The sequence below is a fragment of the Pseudooceanicola lipolyticus genome, assembly GCF_002786325.1.
GTDB lineage: Bacteria > Pseudomonadota > Alphaproteobacteria > Rhodobacterales > Rhodobacteraceae > Pseudooceanicola_C > Pseudooceanicola_C lipolyticus.
Genome location: NZ_PGTB01000034.1, coordinates 1 through 22,845, shown reverse-complemented (window position 1 = coordinate 22,845; position 22,845 = coordinate 1). Strand labels below are relative to the sequence as shown.

General features: G+C 65.3%; 20 protein-coding genes and 1 pseudogene. 11 read left to right on the top strand and 10 right to left on the bottom strand.

The genetic code is table 11. The annotated features are described in order from the left end of the window. Nucleotides 1-69: 69 nt before the first annotated feature. The 3 genes from modA to CVM52_RS10855 all read right to left on the bottom strand — a co-directional run bounded on the left by modA (nt 70) and on the right by CVM52_RS10855 (nt 7,688). Entirely contained in the window at nt 70-834 is a 765-nt protein-coding gene (modA, locus tag CVM52_RS10865; protein ID WP_100162533.1) for a molybdate ABC transporter substrate-binding protein, read from the bottom strand. 144 nt (nt 835-978) lie between these two features. Then, on the bottom strand, nt 979-6,909 hold the full coding sequence (locus CVM52_RS10860; protein WP_100162532.1) for a choice-of-anchor I family protein: 5,931 nt from the start codon (nt 6,907-6,909) through the stop codon (nt 979-981). A 329-nt stretch (nt 6,910-7,238) separates the two neighbouring features. Beyond that, nucleotides 7,239-7,688 (bottom strand): glyoxalase superfamily protein, encoded by a 450-nt coding sequence (locus tag CVM52_RS10855; protein ID WP_100162531.1) that lies wholly within the window; start codon nt 7,686-7,688, stop codon nt 7,239-7,241. 224 nt (nt 7,689-7,912) lie between these two features. On the opposite strand from CVM52_RS10855, the gene CVM52_RS10850 reads away from it, so the two are divergent. Further along, nucleotides 7,913-8,755: an alpha-1,2-fucosyltransferase gene (locus CVM52_RS10850; protein WP_100162530.1), complete on the top strand. Its 843-nt coding sequence runs from the start codon at nt 7,913-7,915 to the stop codon at nt 8,753-8,755. Nucleotides 8,756-8,854: 99 nt separating this feature from the next. Here CVM52_RS10850 and CVM52_RS10845 read toward each other — a convergent pair whose 3' ends face one another. Further along, nucleotides 8,855-9,832: a threonine ammonia-lyase gene (locus CVM52_RS10845; RefSeq protein WP_100162529.1), complete on the bottom strand. Its 978-nt coding sequence runs from the start codon at nt 9,830-9,832 to the stop codon at nt 8,855-8,857. 53 nt (nt 9,833-9,885) lie between these two features. After that, nucleotides 9,886-10,572: a haloacid dehalogenase type II gene (locus tag CVM52_RS10840; protein ID WP_100162540.1), complete on the bottom strand. Its 687-nt coding sequence runs from the start codon at nt 10,570-10,572 to the stop codon at nt 9,886-9,888. 299 nt (nt 10,573-10,871) lie between these two features. On the opposite strand from CVM52_RS10840, the gene CVM52_RS10835 reads away from it, so the two are divergent. Then, nucleotides 10,872-11,309 (top strand): FKBP-type peptidyl-prolyl cis-trans isomerase, encoded by a 438-nt coding sequence (locus CVM52_RS10835; protein ID WP_100162528.1) that lies wholly within the window; start codon nt 10,872-10,874, stop codon nt 11,307-11,309. An 18-nt stretch (nt 11,310-11,327) separates the two neighbouring features. On the opposite strand, the gene CVM52_RS10830 is transcribed toward CVM52_RS10835, so the two are convergent. The 4 genes from CVM52_RS10830 to fabA all read right to left on the bottom strand — a co-directional run bounded on the left by CVM52_RS10830 (nt 11,328) and on the right by fabA (nt 14,265). Further along, nucleotides 11,328-11,609 (bottom strand): hypothetical protein, encoded by a 282-nt coding sequence (locus tag CVM52_RS10830; protein WP_100162527.1) that lies wholly within the window; start codon nt 11,607-11,609, stop codon nt 11,328-11,330. Between the two features lie 74 nt (nt 11,610-11,683). Beyond that, nucleotides 11,684-12,475 (bottom strand): enoyl-ACP reductase FabI, encoded by a 792-nt coding sequence (locus CVM52_RS10825; protein ID WP_100162526.1) that lies wholly within the window; start codon nt 12,473-12,475, stop codon nt 11,684-11,686. 8 nt (nt 12,476-12,483) lie between these two features. Then, complete coding sequence (gene fabB / locus CVM52_RS10820; RefSeq protein WP_100162525.1) at nt 12,484-13,713, bottom strand: beta-ketoacyl-ACP synthase I; 1,230 nt, start codon at nt 13,711-13,713, stop codon at nt 12,484-12,486. A gap of 39 nt (nt 13,714-13,752) precedes the next feature. After that, nucleotides 13,753-14,265, bottom strand: a complete 513-nt coding sequence (gene fabA, locus CVM52_RS10815; protein WP_100162524.1) for a bifunctional 3-hydroxydecanoyl-ACP dehydratase/trans-2-decenoyl-ACP isomerase — start codon at nt 14,263-14,265, stop codon at nt 13,753-13,755. 186 nt (nt 14,266-14,451) lie between these two features. Between fabA and irrA the strand changes: the two genes are divergently transcribed. Both irrA and CVM52_RS10805 read left to right on the top strand, forming a co-directional pair. After that, a complete protein-coding gene (gene irrA / locus CVM52_RS10810; RefSeq protein WP_100162523.1) occupies nt 14,452-14,868 on the top strand; it encodes an iron response transcriptional regulator IrrA in 417 nt (138 codons plus the stop codon). Nucleotides 14,869-14,900: 32 nt separating this feature from the next. Then, a complete protein-coding gene (locus CVM52_RS10805; RefSeq protein WP_100162522.1) occupies nt 14,901-15,716 on the top strand; it encodes a phytanoyl-CoA dioxygenase family protein in 816 nt (271 codons plus the stop codon). Nucleotides 15,717-16,202: 486 nt separating this feature from the next. Here CVM52_RS10805 and CVM52_RS10800 read toward each other — a convergent pair whose 3' ends face one another. After that, nucleotides 16,203-17,075, bottom strand: a complete 873-nt coding sequence (locus CVM52_RS10800) for a hypothetical protein (RefSeq protein ID WP_100162521.1) — start codon at nt 17,073-17,075, stop codon at nt 16,203-16,205. A gap of 118 nt (nt 17,076-17,193) precedes the next feature. Here CVM52_RS10800 and miaB point away from each other — a divergent pair, with 118 nt between their 5' ends. The 7 genes and pseudogenes from miaB to CVM52_RS10765 form a co-directional block, all read left to right on the top strand. Beyond that, nucleotides 17,194-18,546: a tRNA (N6-isopentenyl adenosine(37)-C2)-methylthiotransferase MiaB gene (miaB, locus tag CVM52_RS10795; RefSeq protein WP_100162520.1), complete on the top strand. Its 1,353-nt coding sequence runs from the start codon at nt 17,194-17,196 to the stop codon at nt 18,544-18,546. 191 nt (nt 18,547-18,737) lie between these two features. Next, entirely contained in the window at nt 18,738-19,319 is a 582-nt protein-coding gene (locus CVM52_RS10790; protein WP_100162519.1) for an OmpA family protein, read from the top strand. A 10-nt stretch (nt 19,320-19,329) separates the two neighbouring features. Continuing rightward, the gene (locus CVM52_RS10785; protein ID WP_100162518.1) at nt 19,330-19,629 is read left to right on the top strand and encodes a hypothetical protein; all 300 of its coding nucleotides are present in this window, start codon (nt 19,330-19,332) and stop codon (nt 19,627-19,629) included. 151 nt (nt 19,630-19,780) lie between these two features. After that, a complete protein-coding gene (locus CVM52_RS10780; RefSeq protein WP_100162517.1) occupies nt 19,781-20,788 on the top strand; it encodes a PhoH family protein in 1,008 nt (335 codons plus the stop codon). Between the two features lie 151 nt (nt 20,789-20,939). After that, entirely contained in the window at nt 20,940-21,452 is a 513-nt protein-coding gene (ybeY, locus tag CVM52_RS10775) for an rRNA maturation RNase YbeY (RefSeq protein WP_100162516.1), read from the top strand. A 25-nt stretch (nt 21,453-21,477) separates the two neighbouring features. Beyond that, nucleotides 21,478-22,380: a hemolysin family protein gene (locus tag CVM52_RS10770; protein ID WP_100162515.1), complete on the top strand. Its 903-nt coding sequence runs from the start codon at nt 21,478-21,480 to the stop codon at nt 22,378-22,380. After that, nucleotides 22,377-22,845: pseudogene (locus CVM52_RS10765) on the top strand (apolipoprotein N-acyltransferase); the annotation flags it as partial. The gene CVM52_RS10770 and the pseudogene CVM52_RS10765, both read left to right, overlap by 4 nt.

Sequence of the window (22,845 nt, the reverse complement as noted above, 5' to 3'; positions counted from 1 at the left end):
TCAATCACCGGAACGGGCCCCGTGCCGTGGCCGCAGCTCTCTGCCCGGAGCGATCCTGTCGCCCGGCCGCTAGTCCAGCAGGTCGAAGCCGTGCCGCTGAAACGCCGCGCCCGCCGCGTCGCCGCGCAGATAGGCGAGGAAGGCGCGGTTCAGCGGATTGTCCCTGTCTGCGACTGCGGCGGCGGGATAGATGATCGGCGGGTGGCTCTCTGCCGGGAAGGTGCCCACCACCGTCACCGCCGCATCGGCCACCGCATCGCTGCGATAGACGATGCCAAACGGCGCCTCGCCCAGCGAAACCAGCGCCAGCGCCGCGCGCACGTTCTCGGCCTGCACCACCCGATCCGCCACCGCCGGCCACTGGCCCAGATGCTCCAGCGCCGCCTTGCCGTAGATGCCCGCCGGCACCGCATCGACCAGCGCCATCGCCAGCCGTCCCTCGCCCAGCCGCATGGCCAGCGCCATGTCCGGACCGATCCGCAGCGGCGGCGCCCTGTGCCCATGGGCGATCAGCACCAGCGCATTGCCCAGCAGGTCCACCCGGCTGTCCGGCGCGATCAGCCCGGCCTGCTCCAGCCGGTCCATCCAGCCGGGATGGGCCGAGATGAAGATATCCGCCGGCGCGCCCTGCTCGATCTGCCGCGCCAGGGTCGAGGAGCCGGCCAGCGAGACGCGCACGGTGTCGCCGGTCTGCGCCTGATAGGTGGCGGCAATGTCGTCCAGCGCGTCTTTCAGGCTGGCGGCGGCAAAGACCGTGATCTCACCGGCCCAGGCTGCCGATGTGGCGGCAAAAGCGGTGATCAACGCCAGGCAGAGGCGCGGGAGTCGGTACATGCGGGCAGTCCGGTGGCGATGTGATTGCTCAGACATATCGGTCCGCTTCCGGCCAAAGCAACCGTGATATCCCGCAAGGCCGAGCCCAACAAAGCGGGGGCGCCGGTACCCGGCGCCCCCGCGTCTTGGAATTGTTGTCAGTGCTCAGACAAAGATGAAGTCATCGGCGTGGAGGTCAAACTGCCCGACCAGGAACAATTTGCCCTCGGTCTGGCCTCCATCGACCACAACCCGGGTGCCCAGTACGTTTTCGCGCAGGGTCACATCCGAAGCGGATGCGTCGACAAACAGGATCAGGTCCTTCTCGACGTCGAAATCCAGCAGCCTGTCACTGCCGAACTCGCCCTTGAAGATGAAGGTATCGAGCCCTTGACCGCCCCACATCTTGTCATCCCCCTGGCCGCCTTTCAGCACGTCCCGACCTTTGCCGCCGACCAGCAGATCGTCGTCCTTGCCGCCGATCAGGCGGTCGCGACCCGCGCCCCCGAACAGTTCGTCGTCGCCCATATAGCCGATCAGCTTGTCCCGGCCGCCCTTACCGGCAAGCTGGTCGTCACCGCTCATCCCCTGCAGGACGTCGCGCCCGGTCGTGCCGGTCAGGTCCAGGCCGTTCGGCTTGATGACAAAGCGGGCGACAATCGGCTCGTGATCGGACACAAAGCTGGGGAAGTCGTTGTTGACGTGGACGTAATCGACCTGCGCCATATCCAGCAATTCGTCAGAGACAAAGATGTGGTCCAGCGCCTGCGCGTTGCCGTCGAAGACATAGCTATAGGCGTCATCCTGATCCACCAGCCCGATCAGGTTGGTCAGCACCTTCTCGCTTCCGGTGCCCGGCAGATCCTCGGTCAGTTCGTCGGTGAATTCAAAGGTGTTGAGGTCCCCCATCACCGCAATCCGGGCATCCGGGTCGGTTGCCAGCAACGCGTCGACCACCTCGTTCAGCGCCTTGGTCTGCGCCTCGCGCAGGTCCTCGCCGGCCTGAACGAAGGGCTGCGGCCCTCCGAAAATCGGCGTGGAACCAAAGCGCGAGCTGAGATGGTTGTTGATCAGGGTGACCTCCTGGCCGTTGAATTCGAACACGCCCAGCAGCGGATCGCGGGTGCCGTCGAAGGCGTCGGGATCGGTGACACCCATATCTGCCAGCACATCGCTTTCCAGCGTGACGGTCTCTTTCAGATCGACACGGTCGCTGCGATACAGGAAGGCATTGCGGATATTGCCCCCCGGCACACCGCCGTTTTCGCCATCCACATCGACCACCGCGCTGGCAAAGGAATAGGCCGGGCCGCCTGCCGCGATGACCGCATCGACAATTGCCTGCAGCGTTTCGTCGGCCGACAGCGTGCCATCATCGGCAACACCGGAATTGTCCTGGATTTCCTGCAGCGACAGGATATCCGGCGCCCCGAGATTGACGGCAATCTGCGCGCCCAGCGCCGCGATCTGCGCCGCATCGCCATCGGCCGGGGCCGAGGTGACGTTCAGCACGTTATAGGTGGCGACGGTCAGGTCGTTCACGCCGTTGCGGATGGTGGTGGTTTCCGCGGTCAGCGGGCTGGCGGTTTCGACGGCAAAGCTGTCGGTCACCCGGATTTCGAAGTTGCCAAATGCATAGTCGACCACCCCGGTCACATCCGAAAGCTGATCGCCCAGCACCAGCGCCGGCGCGGTGAAGGCATCGGGCAGCAGGTTGGAATACTGCAGTTGGATGCGTTCCGGGTTCAGGTCGCCATACCCATCGGCATCAGCATTGATGTTCAGCCCGCCGCGGCCGTTCAGGTCGAACCCGGCCCCGGCATCGGGCAGCACCCAGGTTTCGTCAAAGCGGTTGGTGGCCGAAATCGCCACCGGCGCATCGACGGTAACGCGCATGCCTTCCAGGCTTTCGTAGAAATCGATGCCGTCCTGCGCGGGGTCGAAGGTGCCAGGTTCCTCCTGCAGGTTCACCGGCAGTTCATCCTCCGAGATCACGATATCGTCCGGCGCCTGCCGCCCGGCCGCGCTCAGCACGGTGGCCGCCGGCAGCGCATTGCCGCTGGACAGGATCGTGCCCGGTTCGCTGGGTGAAATTTGCGTGGTCGACAGGTTGCCCGTCGCGGCACCGCCCGGGATATATTCCGATACCGTGCCACGCAGCGCCACTTCGTCGCCCACCGCAATGGCGCCGGTATTGCCAAAGCCGGTGTAGACAAAAATGCCGTCCGAGGTGGCGTCATCGCCATCGCCCAGCGCGTCCTGCAGGTAATAGCCGGTCGACGACACGGCGGTGACGATGCCGCTGGTGCGCACCTCTTGCCCGTCGAAGGCCGAGACATGCCCCGCCCCCTGGATTTCCGGGATGGTGACGCGCGGCGTCAAGGCCTCCAGATCATACACCACCGTGGTACCGGAAATTTCGTAAGACACGGCGATTTGCGCCTTGCCCGACTGGCTGGCTTCGGGAGCGATAAAGCTGATCACCTCGGGTCCATGGCGCGCCACCTCGCCCTCGGGCGTGCTGTCGACGAAGGCCGGCGCGATATAGGTCACGAACTCGGCTGCGGCCGGATAGGTCACGTCATAGACCATGATGCCGCTGTCGCGCTCCAGCCCGACAAAGGCATAGGTCGAGCCACCGACCTCGCCCACGGCAATCGCCTCGGGCTCGGGGCCCTTGGCATCCGACCGGTTCTCGCTGTCGCCACCGTCGTCATCGTTGAAGCGGTCGGGCGCGATATTGGCGATGATCTGTTCAAACTGGGCACCGGAGTCGAACACCAGGGTTCCATCCGCATCGTAGATCGAGAACGACCGCGACGACAGCGTGTGCAGCACGTCGATATCGCCGTCGCCATCAATATCGCCATCGACGGTCGAGACTTCCAGCCGCTCCAGGCCGGTGATGTCGATGGACGGGTCCAGCAGGCCGTCTTCGTACAGGTCCTCGACGCGATCGGTGTCGAAATCGCGGCTGTCGCCCTCGTTGGCAGTGGCGACATAGGTTTTGCCGCCAACTTCGAAACTGGCGATCGCATCGGCCATCCGCAGACCGGCCAAGTTGTCGAAATTGCGGATGTCGATCAGGCCGTTGTCATCGGCATCCAGCGCGCTTTCGCTGGAAAAGTCGACGGTGCCGAGCGAGAAGATGTCGCTCACCGTCTGCGTGGCCAGGTCAATCTTGGCGATCGCGTTGTTTTCCTGCAGCGAAACGAAGGCGGTGGTGCCGTCGGGGCTGATCGCGGTGTATTCCGGCTCGAGATCCGCGGCCAGGCTGGCGCCCGGCGCGATGCGGATACCCGCCGCACGCGCGGCATCTTCCAGGCCATTCAGCGCGGTAAAGTCGATCAGGTTCACCACCGGCGCGGTTGCATCGGTCACATCGATGATCGCCACGGTGCCCAGCGGGTCATTGCCATGATCGCTGTCGGCGTTCTTTTCGCCCTCGCCGGCCACCAGCAATGTGGTGCCGTCATCGCTGAAGGTCATCTGGTCGGGCAGGTTGCCAACATCGACCCGGCTGAGCAGGTCGCCGGTGGCGGCATCGAAGAAGGCGACGAAGCCGGGCTGCGACAGTTCGACCTCGGTGCCGAACACCTCGGTTGTCATCGAGCTGCGCGCGATGGCGGCGGCGACCACACCATTCTTGACCGCGACAGATTGCACACCGTCGTACCCGTCCAGCCCGGTCAGGTCGATGCTGCGCACCGCGTCCGGATTGACGGTGGCGTCGGGGGCAGGAATGTCGAAGACATCGATGCGCCCCAGTTCGCCATTGGTGACGAACAGCTCGCCGTTTTCATGCGCCACCACTTCCGACGCCGCCTCGCCGCCCTCACCGACAAATTCGGCATAGACCGTGACGGCCAGGTCCTCGGTCGCTTCGGGGGCACCGATGGTATCGGCGCGCAGCGACAGGTTCTGGATGCGGGTATCGGCGGCCGCCGAGGTATCGGCAATGTCGAAGGCGGCGGTGCCGTCCTTGGGGAAATTGGCGGACAGGTAGTCCGACAGCGCCGCCTGCTCGCCCAGTCCGGTGTCGACACGGTTCTCGGCCAATGCCGCGAAGGGATAGCCGTCGCCGCCATCGGCCAGGAAGTTCAGCGTGACCACCTTGATCACGTCCGGCGCGCCGGCAACAACCATGCCGTTATTGACCAGCAGCTCGGTCTGTATGCCGTTCTCGTCGATCAGCGCAACGCTTTGCACCCGCGATCCGGCGGGCTGGTCGGGATCGAAGGAAAAGCGCAGGCCGCCCACCTGCGGGAACTGGCCCGGGGTTGCGCCCGCTTCGGTGGCAGCGACGCCATGTTCCAGCACTGCCAGCAGATCGGCAGTGGACAGTTCGACGATGGTCAACTGGTTGTCGAAGCGCAGCGCGTTGTCGATATCGAGCTCGGAAATCTCGCCGGCTTCCTTGCCCGACAGGTCATTGGCGGCGGTCGGCAGCGAGGTCACCGTGCCATCGCCATTGTCGATCACCTGGCCGATCCCGGCGCGGATGCCGCCGCCATTCTTGATCGACACCACGACCGCCGAGTCGACGGCCTGCGCCGCGACCAGGTTGGCATCGGCGGTCAGGTTGCCGAAATTGGTCTCTTCGGTGCGGACCGAGTCGCGGTCGCCGTTCAGATAGACGCTGGCCTCGCCGGCGATATCGCCGTCCAGCGCGGTGACCACGGCGGTGACTTCACCGGTCAGCCCGGCGACCGTCGCGGCCTTGTCCGAGGCGGCGATGGCCGCGTCCAGGGTCGCCGCACCGGTCACGGCCAGAACACCGGCGTCATCGGTTGCATAGGCGCCGGAAACCGCCGCGTCGATCGAAGCCGGGTCAATTACGCCGCTGTCGTCGAATTCCACCACCAGGCGGCCGACATAGGAATATTCTCCATCCGTCGAAACAATCGCGGTGGGGTTGCCGTCCAGATCATTGACGATCGCGGGATAGGGTTGTTCGGCGGTATCGCCCGCGCGCAGCCTGTCCTGGTCATCGGCCGAGATGGTGTCGGACCCGCCGGCCAGGATGATATCGACGCCGCGCAGCAGCCCGGCCAGTTCCTGTTCCAGCGCGAATTGCTGCAGATGGCTGACGATGATCACCTTGTTCACGTCATCGCCGGTGCCGGCAACATTGTCTGCACCGTCCAGCACGTCGTCGATGATTGGCTGCAACAGCGCCGCCAGCGCTGCCATATCCGCGACATTCGGGCTGGTCTGATCCTGGATGGTGCCGGTGGAAGAGATTTGCGACACCAGCTGGGTGGTGGCGCCAACGACGCCGATCTGTTCGCCATCGCGGGTGAGGACGGTGGCGGGCGCGACCTTAGCATCATTGGAATCGGGGGCGGTAGCGGACGGATCGGCCGGGTTCTCGCGGGCGCTCAGCAGGTCCGAGGCAAAGCTTTCATTGCCCAGGATCGCATCGGTGAACAACGCGCCGACGTCGAAATCCATCGAAAAATCGAGATTGGCCGAGAGATAGGGAAATTGCACGCCGGGCGTGTCGACTTCCTGCAGGTAGTTGACATTGCCATAGCGGCCGGTCGACAGCGCGTTGCCCTCTTCGCTGTCGTAATTGATGATGTTTTCTAGGATGTCGGTGCCGGCGTCGAATTCGTGATTGCCCAGCGCGCTGGCATCGAAGCCCAGCGCATTCATGATGGCAATGTCCAGGCGGCCGGATTCGGTATCGATCTCTTCGAAATAGTCCTTTTGGCCGTCGCCGTTGACATCGGTGGTATAGACCGCGTCGAAGGTCAACGAGCCCGCGGTGATCTGGGCCTCGATTTCGTCATTGTCGAAAAAGCCATCTCCGTTCAGATCGGCGGCGGCGTCCAGGCCCGACACGTCGATCAGGCCGAACAGCTGGTTATAAAATCCTTCATAGGTATTGGCCAAGCCGAAATCACCGCCGGCATTGAAGAAGGGGCCGGGAATGTAATTGTCGCCCGAGGACAGCAGGACCGAGGCAAAACCGCCGGTGGCGGAATCGGCTTCCAGCGCGTCGACGATCGCCGCGAAATTCGGCGCATTCTCGATGGCGTCCAGTCCGCCTTCGAGATCCGAGGCATGAAGAACCTGCAATTTGAAAGCCATAATAGTCATCCTTTGTCAAACCGCCGCAAATCCGCGGCACCAAGCAGCACCATCGCCCCGCGGCCCAAACGGCCGGGATCGAGATGGAATCGGTCAATTTTGCGGAGCAGAGGCTCCCCCACGGGCGGGGAGACTAAAGCCGCCCGGATCACGGCTGGATGTCGGATTCTTGAAGATTGGGTTACACTGCCCGGCAGCCACATAGGGGCAGAGGGGATCTATGGCTTTTCAAAGCCCATCTCTGGCGCTGGCGCGGCGGCAAACGCCGCAAACCCGGCCAGCCTGCAACCAGGTTGGCCGGGTTTGGGAACGCGCCGGGCAACGGCGGGTTACAGTCCCGCGTGTTCCACCACGATCTGCGGCTCGCCGTTCGAAGTGCGATAGAGCGACTGACCGGTGGCATCGATCACGCCGCTGACCCGCTGCCGGAAGGACGAGAAGCTGTCAAAGCTGACCACGTCGACCGGCGTGTCGAATTGCAGCGTGATACGCTGATAATCGGACTGCGCGCTATGGCTGAGACCATGGACATAGCCGGTAAAGGGCTGGCCCAGATAGCGGCCGGTGACCCGGTCGCCCACCGACAGCGGCCGGTTGTTGCCGGGCCGGGCGGCCAGCGCCCTGAGCGTGTTCCAGTCGCGCGCACCGTTTTGCCGCGCAATGATCTCCAGCGCTTCGCCATGGCCGATCGCGCGGCCTTTGCCGGCCAGCTCGGTACGCAGCTGCCGGGCCTGCGCCTTGAACCGGTCGATACGGGTGTTGGAAGAGGGTTTGCGCATCCTCTTGCCTCCTTTTCACAAGGCATGGCGACTTCACTCGGAGGGGCCCGCATTGCCTGCCATCGCACATGCCGGAAAGGGCAAAAGATGTGCTGTCGCGGGTTTCACCAGAGCCGAGGCTTGCGAGCGGCGGGGAACCCGAACCCGACGCCCAGATAGGAGCCGGAAGCGCCTGCGTCAAGTGCGGCTGGCGCGGGCGCGGGATTGATCCTATATCCGGTGCCATGATCATCGCCCGCTTGCATGGCCGCCTTGGCAACCAGATGTTCCAATATGCCACGGCCCGGGCCCTGGCATTGCGGCGGGATCTGCCGGTGGCAATCGATGCGCGCACCGCCCTGCATCGTGGCGAAGGGGTGCTGACCCGGGTGTTCGACCTGCCGCTGGCCGAGCCCGAGGAGCTACCACCAGCGCGCGAGGCGGCGCCGCTGCGCTATGCGATGTGGCGCTATCTGCGGCGCCCCCCGGTTCTGCGGCGCGAGCGCGGGCTGGGCTATAACCCGGAGATCGAGAACTGGGGCGATGGCAGCTATCTGCACGGCTATTGGCAGTCCGAGCGTTATTTCCACGATTCCCGCGCGGCACTGCGCGCCGATTTCACCTTTCCGGCGTTCTCAGACGCGCAAAATGCCGAGATGGCGGCGCGGATCGGCGCGGCAACGGCGATCTCGCTGCATGTGCGGCGCGGCGATTACGTGGCGCTGAAGGCGCATGTGCTATGCGACCAGAGCTATTACGACACCGCGCTGGCCCGGATACTGGAGGGCGTTTCAGGCACCCCCACCGTCTTCGTGTTTTCCGACGATCCCGGCTGGGCGCGGGACAACCTGCAACTGCCCTGCGACAAGGTGATTGTCGATCACAACGGGCCCGAGCGCGATTTCGAGGATATGCGCCTGATGTCGCTGTGCAATCACCACGTGATCGCCAATTCGTCGTTTTCCTGGTGGGCGGCCTGGCTGAACCCGTCGCCACAGAAACGCGTCGCCGCGCCGGCGCGGTGGTTCGGCGAGCCGGGGATGCACAATCCCGACATCCTGCCCGAGGGCTGGATGCGGATCGAGTGAGCGGCGCCCCTGGGGCCGATGCCGTCCCAGGCCTGTCCGGGATCCGGGATTTAACCAAAGGCCGGGAGGTCCCGGACCATGTCCGGGACAGGGCGCGCCCTAATCGGCGTGTTTTTCCAGCGCCATGCCGAACACCTCGGCATCGACATTGCCGCCCGAGGCCACCGCGATCACCGCGTCGCCCGATACCGCACCGGGATGGAACAACGCCGCGGCCAGCGACACCGCCCCGCCCGGTTCCAGCACGATCTTCAACCGGGTGAAGGCCAGCGCCATGGCCCGCAGCGCCTCGTCCTCGCTGACCGTCAAGCCCGGCCCGCACAGCCGATGCATGATCGGAAAGGTAAGCTCGCCGGGCTGCGGCGAGATGATCGCATCGCAGAGCGAACCCGTCAGCTTTTCATTGCGCTCGATCCGGCCCGTGGTCAGCGAGCGGGCCACATCGTCGAAACCATCGGGCTCGACCGGGCGGGCGCGCAGCCCCGGCGCATGGCCTTCCAGCGCCAGCGCGACGCCCGAGGTCAGCCCGCCACCGCCGCAACAGACCAGCACATCGGCCTCGGTCACCCCTTGCTCGGCCGCCTGGGCGGCAATTTCCAGCCCGCAGGTGCCCTGCCCGGCAATCACCTGCGGCTCGTCAAACGGTTTGATCAGCGTCAGGCCGCGTTCTTTCGCCAGCTGCGCGCCAATGGCGTCGCGGTCGCCGGTGGCACGGTCATACAGCACCACCTCGGCGCCCAGCGCCCTGGTATTGGCGATCTTCAGCCGGGGCGCATCTTCGGGCATGACGATCACCGCCGGCACCCCGTGCCCGCGCGCCGCCGCCGCCACGCCCTGGGCATGGTTGCCGCTGGAAAAGGCGATCACACCGCGCGCACGCACCTCCGGTGCCAAGGCCGAAAGCGCCGACCAGCCGCCGCGAAACTTGAAACTGCCGGTCTGCTGCAGGCATTCGGGTTTCACCAGCACCCGCCGCCCGGCAATTTCATCCAGAAACGGCGAGGACAACAGCGGCGTGCGCCGCGCGTGTCCCGCCAGCCGCTTTGCCGCGGCTTCGATCATCTCAAGCGTGCTCATATTGTCCCGTACCCTGCTGCGGTGAAATTCGGAAGTCCCCGATGCGGCCCGGCCTACAGCCCGGCTTCGGCCGGGATGGTGGTGAGGTCGGAAAGAATGGTGTCGGGCGTCCAGGGCAGCCGGTCCACCGGCTCGCCCGCGCGATTCACCCAGGCGGTGCGAAAGCCATAGCAGGACGCCGCCGCCGCGTCCCAACCATTGGAGGAGACGAACAGCACCTCCTCCGGCGCACAGCCGAATCGCGCGCCGACCAGGTCATAAACCCGGCTGTCGGGCTTGAACACGCCGACGGATTCGACCGACAGGATATCGTCCAGCACATGGGCGATCCCGGCCGAGCGCACCGCCCCGTCCAGCATTGCGGGCGAGCCATTGGACAGGATCGCTGTCTGTCGGCCGCCGGTACGCAACGCCGCCAACATCTCGGGCACCTCGGGATAGCATTGCAGTTCCCAATACAGGTCCAACAGGCGCTGGCGCAGCGCCGCGTCTCCCTGAAGACCCGCCGCCTCCAGCGCCCAGTCCAGCCCGTTCTGCGTCACCCCCCAGAAATCGGCGTGCTGGTCCATGACCGCGCGCAGCCAGGTATATTGCAGCTGTTTCAGCCGCCAATGCGCCGCCACCTCGGCCCAGGTCTCGCGCAGCTTTGCATGGGCGGGTTCCTGCGCCGCCTGGCGCGCGGCGGCGGCAACATCGAACAGCGTGCCATAGGCGTCGAATATGCAGGTGGTGATCGGCATCATGTCTTCTCCCGTTCCCGTTTCTCCACAGTGACATGGCGACAGTGAAAGGGGAAGCCGCGGTGGCTGCGCCGTTGTTCACGCGCTTGGCGTGACGCCCGGAGTCATTCCACTGTCCCTTCCCGCGTTCCGAAAAGGCCCGGCCCGGGCATGCCTCTCGCCATCCCGAAACATCTCGCCGCACCGGCCCGGTGCCCGCATGGTTTACATCAGCCGGTGAATCATTAGGCTGGGACCATCGAAGCACCCGCGCGAGCGACGCGGCCTTTGCCATTCACCCCCGACAGATTGGATATCCCATGACCCAGGTCAAACCCGGCGACACCGTCCATATTCACTATACCGGCACGCTGCGCGACGGCACCACCTTCGACAGTTCCGAAGGGCGCGATCCGTTGCAGTTCGAGGTCGGCTCGGGCCAGATCATTCCCGGCCTCGACAAGGCGATTCCCGGCATGGAAGTCGGCGACAAGAAAACCGTGAACGTGCCCTGCGACGAGGCTTATGGCCCGGTCGATCCGCAGATGCGCCAGGCGGTCCCGCGCGAGGGTATTCCCGATGACATCCCGCTGGACCTGGGCACGCGGCTGCAGATGCAGACCCAGCAGGGCCAGGTGACCCCGGTCACCGTGGTCGAGGTGACCGATGAGCAGGTGACGCTGGATGCCAACCACCCGCTGGCTGGCCAGGACCTGACCTTCGCCATCGAACTGGTGCATATCGCCGAGGCGGCCTGAACCGCCCCCGGGCGTGGGTCAGTCGATCAGGCGCCGCACCGGCACCCGGTCGGTCGGCATCGTCCGGACCACGGGCGTCGCCTCGGCGGCGCCCGGCGCGGCGGGCGCATCAGACGACAACCGTTCGGCCCAGCCGTCAATCACCGGACCGACCCGCGCCGCGATGCGCGGCTCGGACAAAAGGACCGCGGCCATCAGGCACAGGCAAAAGGTGTAAACCAGCCGGACCAGCAGGCGCAGCAGCAGGCCACCGAGTCCGGACCGCAGGCGGTCCTGGGGATTTTCGTCGATCAGCGTCATGCCGCCGATGTGACCGGTAACTGTGGCAGGTGAAAGGCGCCGCCGGGGTTTTGTCAGGACCGGGCTGCGGCGGCCTAGAGGAAGTCCGGCTGCGGCATGCCCAGAACGTGATAGCCGCCATCGACGCGGATGACCTCGCCGGTGGTGAACCGTCCGGCATCCGAGGCCAGATAGACCGCAGTGCCGCCCACCGCCTCCAGCGTCGCGTTGCTGCGCAGGGGCGCGTTCTGATCGGTGAACTTGTAGGTCTTGCGCGCGCCGCCGATGGCGGCGCCGGCCAGCGTTTTCATCGGGCCGGGAGAAATCGCGTTCACCCGGATGCCGTCCGGCCCCAGGTCATTGGCCAGATAGCGGGTCGCCGCCTCCAGCGCCGCCTTGGCCACGCCCATCACGTTGTAATTCGGGACCACCCGGGTGGACCCCTGATAGGTCAGCGTCAGCAGGGTGCCGCCGTTGTCCTTCATCAGCGGATAGGCGCGCCGCGCCACCTCGATAAAGGAATAGGCCGAGATATCCATCGAATGTTTGAAATTGGCGCGGCTGGTATTCAGGAACCGGCCGGTCAGTTCGGACTTGTCCGAATAAGCGATGGCATGGACCAGGAAATCGATGCTGGACCAGCGCCCCGCCAACTGCTCGAACGCGGTGTCCAACGTGGCATCGTCGGTCACATCGGCATCGACCATGAAATCCGACCCGACGCTGTGCGCCAGCGGTTCCAGCCGCTTGCCAAAGGCCTCGCCCTGGTAGGTGAAGGCCAGCTCGGCCCCGGCCTCGTGCATCGCCTTGGCGATGCCCCAGGCGATCGACCGGTCATTGGCCACGCCCATGATCAGGCCGCGCTTTCCCTTCAATAGATCGGACATGGTGGTTGTTACCCGCGATATCTGGACAGGATCATCGATCCGTTGGTGCCGCCGAAGCCGAAGGAATTGGTCATCACGCTGTCCAACCCGGCATCCGTCACCGGCGCGGTCGCGATCTCGGCCGGCGTCAGCGCCGGGTCCAGCGTCTCGACATTGATCGACGGCGCAATGAAATCCCCGTCCAGCATCAGCAGGCAGAAGATCGCCTCCAGCGCACCGGCGGCGCCCTGGGCATGGCCGGTCATCGACTTGGTCGAACTGATCGGCGGGGTGCTGCCCTGGCCGAAGATGCGGCGCACCGCCTCGACCTCGCCGACATCGCCCACCGGGGTCGAAGTGCCATGGGCGTTGATATAGCTGATCTTGCGGTCTTCGGGCAGCGTCGCCAGCGCCAGCCGCATCGCCCGCTCGCCGCCCTCGCCCGACGGCGCCACCATGTCATGCCCGTCCGAGGTGGCGGCATAGCCCGTCACCTCGGCATAGATCCGGGCGCCGCGCGCCAGCGCATGTTCCAGCTCTTCCAGCACCACGATGCCGCCGCCGCCGGAAATTACAAAGCCGTCGCGGTCGGCGTCGAAGGCGCGCGAGGCGCGTTCCGGCGTGTCATTGTATTTCGACGACATCGCGCCCATCGCGTCGAACAGGCAGGACAGGGTCCAGTCAAGCTCCTCGCCGCCACCGGCGAACATCACGTCCTGCTTGCCCAGCATGATCTGCTCGGCGGCATTGCCGATGCAATGCAGCGAGGTCGAGCAGGCCGAGGTGATCGAATAGTTGATGCCCTTGATCTTATAGGCGGTCGACAGGTTGGCCGAGATCGTCGAGGACATGCATTTGGGCACCGCGAAGGGCCCGATGCGCTTGGTCGCGCCGGTCTTCAGCACCGATTGATGCGCGGTCAACATGGCGCTGGTCGACGGCCCGCCCGAGCCGGCGATCAGCCCGGTGCGCGGGTTGACGATGTCGCCCTCTTCCAGGCCGGCATCGGCAATCGCCTCGGCCATGGCGATATGGGCATAGGCGGCGCCCGGCCCCATGAAGCGCAGGCTGCGCTTGTCGACATGGGCGCTGACATCCAGATCGATGGTGCCCGCCACCCGGCTGCGGAACCCGTGTTCCTCCATCTCGGGGCTGGCGGCAATTCCGCTGGTCCCGGCCTTCAGCGAGGCGATCACCTCGTCGCGGTTGGTCCCGATGGACGAGACGATCCCCAGCCCGGTAACGACGACGCGACGCATCGGCATACTCCTTGTTGGTGGTGGCGCGTGGACAGCCGTTCAGACGCCGCCGTCCGACAGGCCCACCTTCATTCCCTTCACCGCATAAATCTCTTCGCCATCGGCGACAACCCGGCCATCGGCGACACCAAGTTTCAGCTTGCGATCAATGATGCGGGTGAAATCGACAAAATACGTGATCATCTTGCGCTCTGGCGTGACCATGCCGCTCAGCTTGACCTCGCCAACGCCCAGCGCCATGCCCAGCCCCTTCATGCCGCGCCAGCCCAGGTTGAACCCGGTCAACTGCCACAGCCCGTCCAGACCCAGACAGCCGGGCATGATCGGGTTGCCCGGAAAATGGCATTTGAAGAACCAGAGATCCGGGGTGATGTCGAACTCGGCGACCACATGGCCTTTGCCATGGGCCCCGCCATCGGCGCTGATCTCGGTGATGCGGTCCATCATCAGCATCGGCGGTTCCGGCAATTGCGCGTTGCCGGGGCCGAACAATTCGCCCCGCGCGCATTTCAGTAACTCGTCCTTATCAAAACTGCTCGGGTAATCGGCCATGCCCGCGCGTCTCCTGCCTCGGTCGTTTCTGCATTCTGCATCCTCTAGCACCGGGCTCGCCGGTCCCGCAAGGGCGCGTCATGCGACCAACCTCGCAGGTACGAACCTGTTTGAAAATGATTTCCGTTTGAAACCGGTTGACAAAACGCCTTATAGTCGCTCCCGATCGGAGGGATGAGTCCCGCAATGACACGCAAACCGACAGAGATCGCCACCAGCTGGCTGAACACGGCCGGGCTGCGCCCGACACGGCAGCGTGTCGCGTTGGCCGAGCTTCTGGTCGGCGACGGTCAGCACCGCCATGTCACCGCCGAAAGCCTGTTCGACTCGGCGAAATCCGCCGGCGCGCCGGTATCGCTGGCCACCGTCTACAACACCCTGCGCGCCTTCTGCGATGCCGGGCTGGTGCAGGAAGTCACCGTGGACGGCTCGAAAAGCTATTTCGACACCAATACGCATGACCACCCGCATTTCTTCTGGGAGGACGAGGCCGGTCTGTCCGATGCCCCTTCTGACCAGCTGGTGATCACCCGAGTACCCGATGCGCCAGAGGGCTATGAGATTGCCGCCGTCGATGTGGTGATCCGGCTGCGCAAACTTTAGCGCCGCGGCGCGGGCCTGAGGCCGGAACCGCCATGATGCACCCGCTGCTCACCCCGGCCGATATCGACACCTTTCGCCGCGACGGCGTGGTGCTGGTGCGCGGACTGTTCCGCGACCATGTCGAGCGGTTGCGCGCCGGCATTGCCGAAAACATGGCCCAGCCCGGCCCCTATGCCTCGGAAAACCGGCGCGACGGCGAAACCGGCCGCTTCTTCGACGATTACTGCAACTGGTCGCGCATCGCGGCCTTCCGGCAGGTGATCGCCGACTCGCCCGCCGCTGCGGTGGCGGCCGAACTTATGGGCTCGGATCGCGTGCAGCTGTTTCACGATCATGTCCTGGTGAAAGAACCCGGCACCTCGATGGCGACGCCCTGGCACCAGGACAGCCCCTATTATTTCGTGCAGGGCCGCCAGACGGTCAGTTTCTGGGCGCCGCTCGACCCGGTGCGCGAGGCGACGCTGCGCTGCGTCGCCGGGTCGCATCGCTGGGAGAAAGAGGTGCTGCCCACCCGCTGGGCCTCGGAACAGGCGTTTTTCCCCGACGCCGAGGAGTACATGCCGGTGCCCGATCCCGAGGCCGGTGGCATGCGCATCCTGGAATACGAGATGGAGCCGGGCGATGCGGTGGCCTTCGATTTCCGCATCCTGCACGGCGCCCGCGGCAACCGCTCTGCCGCGCGCCGCCGCGCCTTCTCGCTGCGGCTGGTGGGCGACGACGCCCGCTATGTCGAACGCCCCGGCCCCACCTCGCCGCCCTTTCCCGGCCACGGCATGCAGCCCGGCGACCGGCTGCGCGAGGATTGGTTTCCGATCCTGTTCCGCCGCGATGCCGCTTCCACTTGCTGACATTAATCCTGAGACTCGCGTCGGCGCGCCCGGGAAGACGGCTCAGGTGACTTGGGTCGGTACGTATTGCCGATTAGCCTAACATCCGAGTTTTGCGCTTGGCCCGGATTCAAGGCGCGCACCGCGCGCCGCCGGGCAGCGGCCGACCGCCCGCACGGGCGGCCGCTTCGTCACAGCCAGCGCCACGCTCAACCGAAGGAAGTGTCGGCGCCATCAAGCGCCCGGTTTTCAATCATGGGTGCGTCCACCCGCGGTCGTCCGCCACCCGGCCAACTCTTGGTTGATGAAGCGGGAAGGCCCGCACCGGTCGACCACGTGTTTTGCGCAGCCTGCCGCGGAACTAACACATTCGCTCAGCCTCAACTCGGCAGGCTCAAAACCACTGCCCCGGCTCCATCAGGCCGAGGTCCAGCAATTGCCGCGAATGCCATTTTTGCGCAGCCTGCCGCGGAACTAACACATTCGCTCAGCCTCAACTCGGCAGGCTCAAAACCACTGCCCCGGCTCCATCAGGCCGAGGTCCAGCAATTGCCGCGAATGCCATTCGAAGGGGGTCGAGTTGTGCCAGCGGAAGGTCGGGATGTCGAAGGTCGAGCCCGGGTTGCGCTTGAGCGCCTTGGCGGTGCGGAACGAACAGATCGCCGCCGTCAGGTTGTGATGCCAGGGGCAGGCAAAGGTATTGTATTCCGGCGCGCTGAATGTGTGATCGGGCAACAGCCGCACCCCCGGCTGCGCCTGGAACAGCGCCACCCGGTCGATCCGGCGGCGCGCCTTGGGAATATGCTCCTCAAAGCGCCAGCGCAGCCCGCCGAAGAAATTCAGCTGACGCTCGCGCGGGGTGCCGGTTTCGGGATCGATCCGCGCCAGCGCGTAATAGCCCGAACGGTCCAGGCAGGCTTCCTCCAGCGACACCGCGCCGGGGTGACGCTCCAGGTCGCCGGCATAGAGATCGACGATATAGGTCAGCATCGCCTCGCGCCGCTCCTCGGCGTGAAAGGCCAGCATCTCGCCCACCGTGCGGCTTTCGCAGAAGGGATAGAACAGGTATTCGCTGTTATAGCAGTAATAGACCCAGGCGCCCGGCACCGCCCCGGCCACCTGGTTCACCGCGTCGATCACCGCCCCCGGCGCGCAGGCATCCAGGTCCACGCGACACACCCGCTCGGCCACGTCGGCGGCCAGGCCGAACGCCTCGGGCATCAGCGCCACGACACAGCGGAACCCGCACTCCAGGTGGTGGCGCAGGGTCGAATCGATCTCGACCTCGTCCTCGGCAAAGATCAGGGCCACCGGGCCTTTCGCCAGTTCCGGCGGCGGGTCCTGCAGGAAGGCATCGAGCGTGGGATGGCTGCCGCCCAAGGGGTACGGACCTCTTTCTGGAATTTCGCCGCAGAGTCGGCTAATCGGGCGGTGATTGCAAGCCGCGCCCGCGCGGTCTATGTCATAGCGTTCCACCGCCAACCCGCAGGCCCTGCCGATGTCCGCTCCGAAAAAGCTCTATCTCAAGACCTATGGCTGTCAGATGAACGTCTATGACAGCGAGCGCATGGCCGAGGCCCTGGGCGGCGAAGGCTATGTGCAGACCGACCGCCCCGAAGACGCGGACATGATCCTGCTGAACACCTGCCATATCCGCGAGAAGGCGGCGGAAAAGGTCTATTCCGAACTGGGCCGCTTTCGCGGGCTGAAGGCGGACAAGCCCGACCTGAAGATCGGCGTCGCCGGCTGCGTCGCCCAGGCCGAGGGCGAAGAGATCATGCGCCGCCAGCCGCTGGTCGACCTGGTGGTCGGCCCGCAGAGCTATCACCGCCTGCCCGAGATGGAGGCGAAGACGCGGCAGGGGGAAAAGGCGCTCGACACTGATTTCCCCGAAGAGGACAAGTTCGAGCGGCTGAAAGCGCGCCCCAGGGCCAAGCGCGGCCCGACCGCCTTTCTGACCGTGCAGGAAGGCTGCGACAAGTTCTGCGCCTTCTGCGTGGTGCCCTATACCCGCGGCGCCGAAGTCAGCCGCCCGGCCGAGCGGATCCTGTCCGAGGCGCGCGACCTGGTGGAACGCGGCGTGCGCGAGATCACCCTGCTGGGCCAGAACGTCAATGCCTATCACGGCGCCGGCGACGGCGGCGACTGGTCGCTGGCGCGGCTGATCTGGGCGCTGGACGGCATCGACGGGCTGGAGCGCATCCGCTTCACCACCTCGCACCCCAATGACATGACCGACGACCTGATCGAGGCGCATGGCCAATGTGCCAAGCTGATGCCCTATCTGCATCTGCCGGTGCAGGCCGGGTCGGACAAGATCCTGAAACGGATGAACCGCAGCCACACTGCTGAAAGCTATCTGCGCCTGGTCGAGCGCATCCGCGCCGCGCGGCCCGATATCCTGATGTCGGGGGATTTCATCGTCGGGTTCCCGGAAGAGACCGAAGAGGATTTCCAGGCCACGCTCGATCTGATCGACGCGGTTGGCTATGGCTATGCCTATTCGTTCAAATATTCCACCCGCCCGGGCACCCCGGCGGCGGAACGCCCGCAGGTGGCCGAGGAGGTCAAGGACGACCGCCTGCAGCGGCTGCAGGCGTTGATCACCCGCCAGCAGCGCGCGGCGCAAGACGCGATGGTTGGCCGCACGGTGAAAGTTCTGTTCGAAAAGCCCGGACGCCTGCCGGGGCAGATGGTGGGCAAGTCTGACTATCTGCATGCGGTGCATGTCCAGGGCGGCGGCCTGGCGGCGGGCGATATCGCCTCGGTGCGCATCACTTCCTCGGGCGCCAACTCGCTGGGTGGCGAGGTGATCGACACCTCCGCGCCGGTCGATTCGGCCCCGGCCTGAGTTGCCACACCGCGAACAGTGCCCGCACACAGGCGCCAGTGTTGACAGCCCGCAAGCAAAATCGCCGGGAAATGCCATGAAAATGCCGCTATTTCTCCGCGAGATCGCAATTATCTTATTCCCCGCCCGGCTTTGTGATCTAAGGTCTCGCATCGGTTTCAGGTACAGAATTGAATAAGGTAGTCGATACGATGGCCGGGAATGACACGATCAAACTGCTGCTGCTTTCGCTGGCAGCGCTGCTGGCGCTGTCGGTCGCGCTGCTGATCCCTGCAGAGGTGCGCGCGCAGAGCTCGGAACAGCCGCGCTATGCCGAGCGCTATGTGCCGTCGATCTGGGTCGATCCGGATGGTTGCGAACATTGGGTCATGGATGACGGCGCCGAAGGTTACATGAGCCCGCATCTCACCCGGGACGGCCGCCCGGTCTGCCGCCGCGGCAAGGTGTGCGGCATCATGCCCACCGACCAGTATTTCGACACCGACAAGTGGCAGATCAGCGGCACCGGTCAACAGCGCCTGCGCGATTTCTTTGCCCGCGCCACCGCGCCCTCGGGCTTTATCATCACCGGGCATACCGATAGCCGCGCCTCGGACGAGTACAACATGCGGCTCAGCGAACGCCGCGCCAATTCGGTGGCGCTGGTCGCCAAAGCGACCGGCGTGCGGGTTCTGGACGTGCGCGGCTATGGCGAGCGCCAGCCGCGCGCCAGCAACGACACCGCGCGCGGTCGGGCGGAAAACCGCCGTGTCGAAATCATCTGCCTGCAGTGAGGAACGAGTGATGCGTGTTGTGAAAACGGTTTCGGTCATCGCGGCAGTGGCGGCCCTGTCGGCCTGCGGGATCAATGGCGGTGACCTGACCGCCGATCGGGGGATCGATTCGAAGGAACTGGGCGTGCTCAGCGCCGGCATCTGGGTGGATCCGAACGGTTGCGACCACTGGATCATCGATGACGGGCTGGAAGGTTATATGGACGCGCGGCTGGACAGCTATGGCCGCCCGGTCTGCTCTGGCATCGCCCCGCCCAACACCGCCATCGGCCCGTTCAAGGACGGCTCGCAGGTGCCGGATACGATTTGACCGGACCGCACAGGATGCCAAAGGATTCGGCCGCTCCCGCCCGGGGGCGGCCGAAATTTTGTTTCAGTTTCGCGAAATCGCATCGCAGCCGCTTGCGCGCCTTGGGCGAAGTTGGCAACCTTGGTTCAGATCGCGAATACAGGAGAGCGGATTGGCCATTGGCGCCCTTACCCCACCGCAGACCATGACCGCGCCGCAAGAGGTGCAGCTGGAATTCCCCGACAATCGCCTGTTGATCGACCTGTGCGGCGAATATGACCGCAACCTTGCCGATATCGAACAGAAAACCGGCGTGCAGATCCTGCGCCGCGGCAACCAGCTGGCGATCCTGGGCGAAGAGGCCCAGCGCAACCAGGCCGCACAGGTGCTGCGCTCGCTCTATACCCGGCTGGAAGCCGGGCGTCCGCTGGAAGCCGGCGACATCGACCGCGAGCTGCGGCTGGGCGGCGCCCAGGCCGAGGCCGAGGATGGCGACCAGCTGGAAATGTTCCGCGGTGGCCAGTTCGAGATCAAGACCCGCAAGAAGATGGTCGAACCCCGCACCGCCGCGCAAAAGGCCTATGTGCGGTCGCTGTTCGAGAACGAGCTGTGTTTCGGCATCGGCCCGGCGGGCACCGGCAAGACCTATCTGGCGGTGGCGGTGGGCGTGACCATGTTCATCGGTGGCCATGTCGACAAGATCATCTTGTCGCGCCCGGCGGTCGAGGCCGGCGAGCGGCTGGGCTTTCTGCCCGGCGACATGAAGGACAAGGTCGATCCCTACATGCAGCCGCTTTATGACGCGCTGAACGATTTCCTGCCGGGCAAGCAACTGGCCAAGATGATGGAGGAAAAGCGCATCGAGATCGCGCCGCTGGCCTTCATGCGCGGGCGCACGCTGGCCAATGCCTTCGTGGTGCTGGACGAGGCGCAGAATGCCACGACGATGCAGATGAAAATGTTTCTGACCCGCCTCGGCGAAGGTTCGCGCATGGTGATCACCGGCGACCGCAGCCAGGTCGATCTGCCGCGCGGGGTGCAGTCGGGGCTGGCCGATGCCGAGCGGCTGCTGTCGACGATCCCCAAGATCGGCTTCAACTATTTCACTTCGAAAGACGTGGTGCGCCACCCGCTGGTCGCGGCGATCATCGAAGCCTACGAGGCCGATGCGCAGGGCTGATCCGGCTTGGCGCATCGGGACGCAACGGCGAGGTATGCCCTTGAACAGCACCGGGCACACGGCATTGCGGTGCGCAGTCCGGCGGCAGCCAGCAGGCCCCGGACCGAGATCCGGAGCAATGCCGAACCCAGCGCAATGGACTTATGCTTAAGTGATTGAAACCGTTATAGAAGACCCCCGCTGGGCCGCCGCCGATCTGGAGCAGTTGGCCGACACCGCGGCGGCCGCAACGCTGGCGCATCTGGGGATCGACGCCGAGGCCTGCGAAGTCACGCTGCTGGCCTGCGACGATGCCCGGATTGCCGAATTGAACGCCGATTTCCGCGGCAAGCCGCAGCCGACCAATGTGCTGAGCTGGCCCGAGGCCGAGCTGGCGGCACCGCAGCCCGGCCGCCCGCCCGCCCGGCCCGAACCCGACGTGACCGGCACGCTGTCACTGGGCGATATCGCCATCGCCTATGACACCTGCGCGCGCGAGGCCGCGGCCGCCGGCAAGCCGTTTTCAGACCATGTGACCCACCTGATCGTTCACGGGATGTTACATTTGCTGGGCTATGATCACATTCGTGATGCCGATGCCACGTTGATGGAAGGGCTTGAGGTCACTATACTTGGACGGCTTGGGTTGACCGACCCGTATACGGATGTCACGGACGAATCCTGACAGGCTTACTTTGGAAAAAGGAACGATGGGCGACACTGACAGCGGATCTAGCGCGGCGCAGAGCGCGCTTCCGCAGACACACTCGGGCGATGAGGCAGACGAGAGGCCGGAAGAAAAGGCCGGATTCTTCGGACGCATCCTCGAAGCCCTGAGTCCGAACGAGACCGACGCGTCCTCGTTCCTGAACGGCGCCTCTTCGGCGTATGAACCTACGCGCGGATTGATCAATCTGCGGCGGATGCGCGTCGATGACGTGGCGATTCCGACCGCCGAGATTGTCTCGGTCCCGGTAAACATCTCCAAGGACGATCTGGTCAAGGTATTCCGCGAAAGCGGGATGACCCGCATTCCTGCCTACGAGGGCACCCTGGACACGCCGCTGGGCTTTATCCACCTGAAGGATTTCGCCCTGAATTACGGCTTTAACGGCAGCACCGCCGAATTCGACCTGGGCGCGATGCTGCGCCCGCTGCTGTTCGTGCCGCCCTCGATGCCGATCGGCGTGCTGCTGACCAAGATGCAGACCGAACGGCGGCACATGGCGCTGGTGATCGATGAATATGGCGGCGTCGACGGTCTGGTCACCATCGAGGATCTGATCGAACAGGTCGTGGGCGAGATCGAGGACGAACACGACATCGACGAGGACAAGACCTGGATCAAGGAAAAGCCCGGCCAATATGTCGCCTTGGCCAAGACCCCGCTGGAAGAGTTCGAGGCCGAGATCGGCCGCTCGCTGACCGAACATGACGAGGTTGACGAGGAAGAGATCGACACGCTGGGCGGGCTGGTCTTCATGCTGTCGGGCCGGGTGCCGACCCGGGGCGAGGTCGTCGCCCATCCGGACGGTCCGGAATTCGAGGTGATCGACGCCGACCCGCGGCGAATCAAACGCCTGCGCGTGAGGCTGCCGGAAGCGGCGGGATGATCGCAGGCCTGTTGCAGGGCCGGCCCGCGCGGCTTGGCGCGGCGGTCTTGCTGGGATTGGCCGCTGCGCTGGGGCTGGCGCCCTTCGGGCTGTGGCCGCTTACCCTGTTGGCCCTGGCCTGCCTGCCGGCGCTGCTGGCCGCCGCGCCGCGCCCGGCGCAGGGGTTTGTCACCGGCTGGCTGTTCGGCACCAGCTATTTCGCGCTGGCGCTGGCCTGGATCGTCGAACCTTTCATGGTTGACGTGGCGCGGCATGGCTGGATGGCGCCCTTTGCGCTGGTGTTCATGTCGGGCGGTCTGGCGCTGTTCTGGGGCGCGGCCTTCTGGGGCGCGGCGCGGTTGGCCCGGCGCGGCGGTGCCCGCATCGCCCTGCTGGCCGGCGCATGGACACTGGCGGAATTTGCCCGCGCCTACCTGTTCACCGGGTTTCCCTGGGCCGCGCCGGGCCAGATCTGGGTCGGCACGC

Coding starts and splice junctions, on each gene's coding strand:
- modA (WP_100162533.1), bottom strand. CDS start 834: ATGTACCGACTCCCGCGCCTCTGCCTGGCGTTGATCACCGCTTTTGCC.
- CVM52_RS10860 (WP_100162532.1), bottom strand. CDS start 6,909: ATGGCTTTCAAATTGCAGGTTCTTCATGCCTCGGATCTCGAAGGCGGA.
- CVM52_RS10855 (WP_100162531.1), bottom strand. CDS start 7,688: ATGCGCAAACCCTCTTCCAACACCCGTATCGACCGGTTCAAGGCGCAG.
- CVM52_RS10850 (WP_100162530.1), top strand. CDS start 7,913: ATGATCATCGCCCGCTTGCATGGCCGCCTTGGCAACCAGATGTTCCAA.
- CVM52_RS10845 (WP_100162529.1), bottom strand. CDS start 9,832: ATGAGCACGCTTGAGATGATCGAAGCCGCGGCAAAGCGGCTGGCGGGA.
- CVM52_RS10840 (WP_100162540.1), bottom strand. CDS start 10,572: ATGCCGATCACCACCTGCATATTCGACGCCTATGGCACGCTGTTCGAT.
- CVM52_RS10835 (WP_100162528.1), top strand. CDS start 10,872: ATGACCCAGGTCAAACCCGGCGACACCGTCCATATTCACTATACCGGC.
- CVM52_RS10830 (WP_100162527.1), bottom strand. CDS start 11,609: ATGACGCTGATCGACGAAAATCCCCAGGACCGCCTGCGGTCCGGACTC.
- CVM52_RS10825 (WP_100162526.1), bottom strand. CDS start 12,475: ATGTCCGATCTATTGAAGGGAAAGCGCGGCCTGATCATGGGCGTGGCC.
- fabB (WP_100162525.1), bottom strand. CDS start 13,713: ATGCGTCGCGTCGTCGTTACCGGGCTGGGGATCGTCTCGTCCATCGGG.
- fabA (WP_100162524.1), bottom strand. CDS start 14,265: ATGGCCGATTACCCGAGCAGTTTTGATAAGGACGAGTTACTGAAATGC.
- irrA (WP_100162523.1), top strand. CDS start 14,452: ATGACACGCAAACCGACAGAGATCGCCACCAGCTGGCTGAACACGGCC.
- CVM52_RS10805 (WP_100162522.1), top strand. CDS start 14,901: ATGATGCACCCGCTGCTCACCCCGGCCGATATCGACACCTTTCGCCGC.
- miaB (WP_100162520.1), top strand. CDS start 17,194: ATGTCCGCTCCGAAAAAGCTCTATCTCAAGACCTATGGCTGTCAGATG.
- CVM52_RS10790 (WP_100162519.1), top strand. CDS start 18,738: ATGGCCGGGAATGACACGATCAAACTGCTGCTGCTTTCGCTGGCAGCG.
- CVM52_RS10785 (WP_100162518.1), top strand. CDS start 19,330: ATGCGTGTTGTGAAAACGGTTTCGGTCATCGCGGCAGTGGCGGCCCTG.
- CVM52_RS10770 (WP_100162515.1), top strand. CDS start 21,478: ATGGGCGACACTGACAGCGGATCTAGCGCGGCGCAGAGCGCGCTTCCG.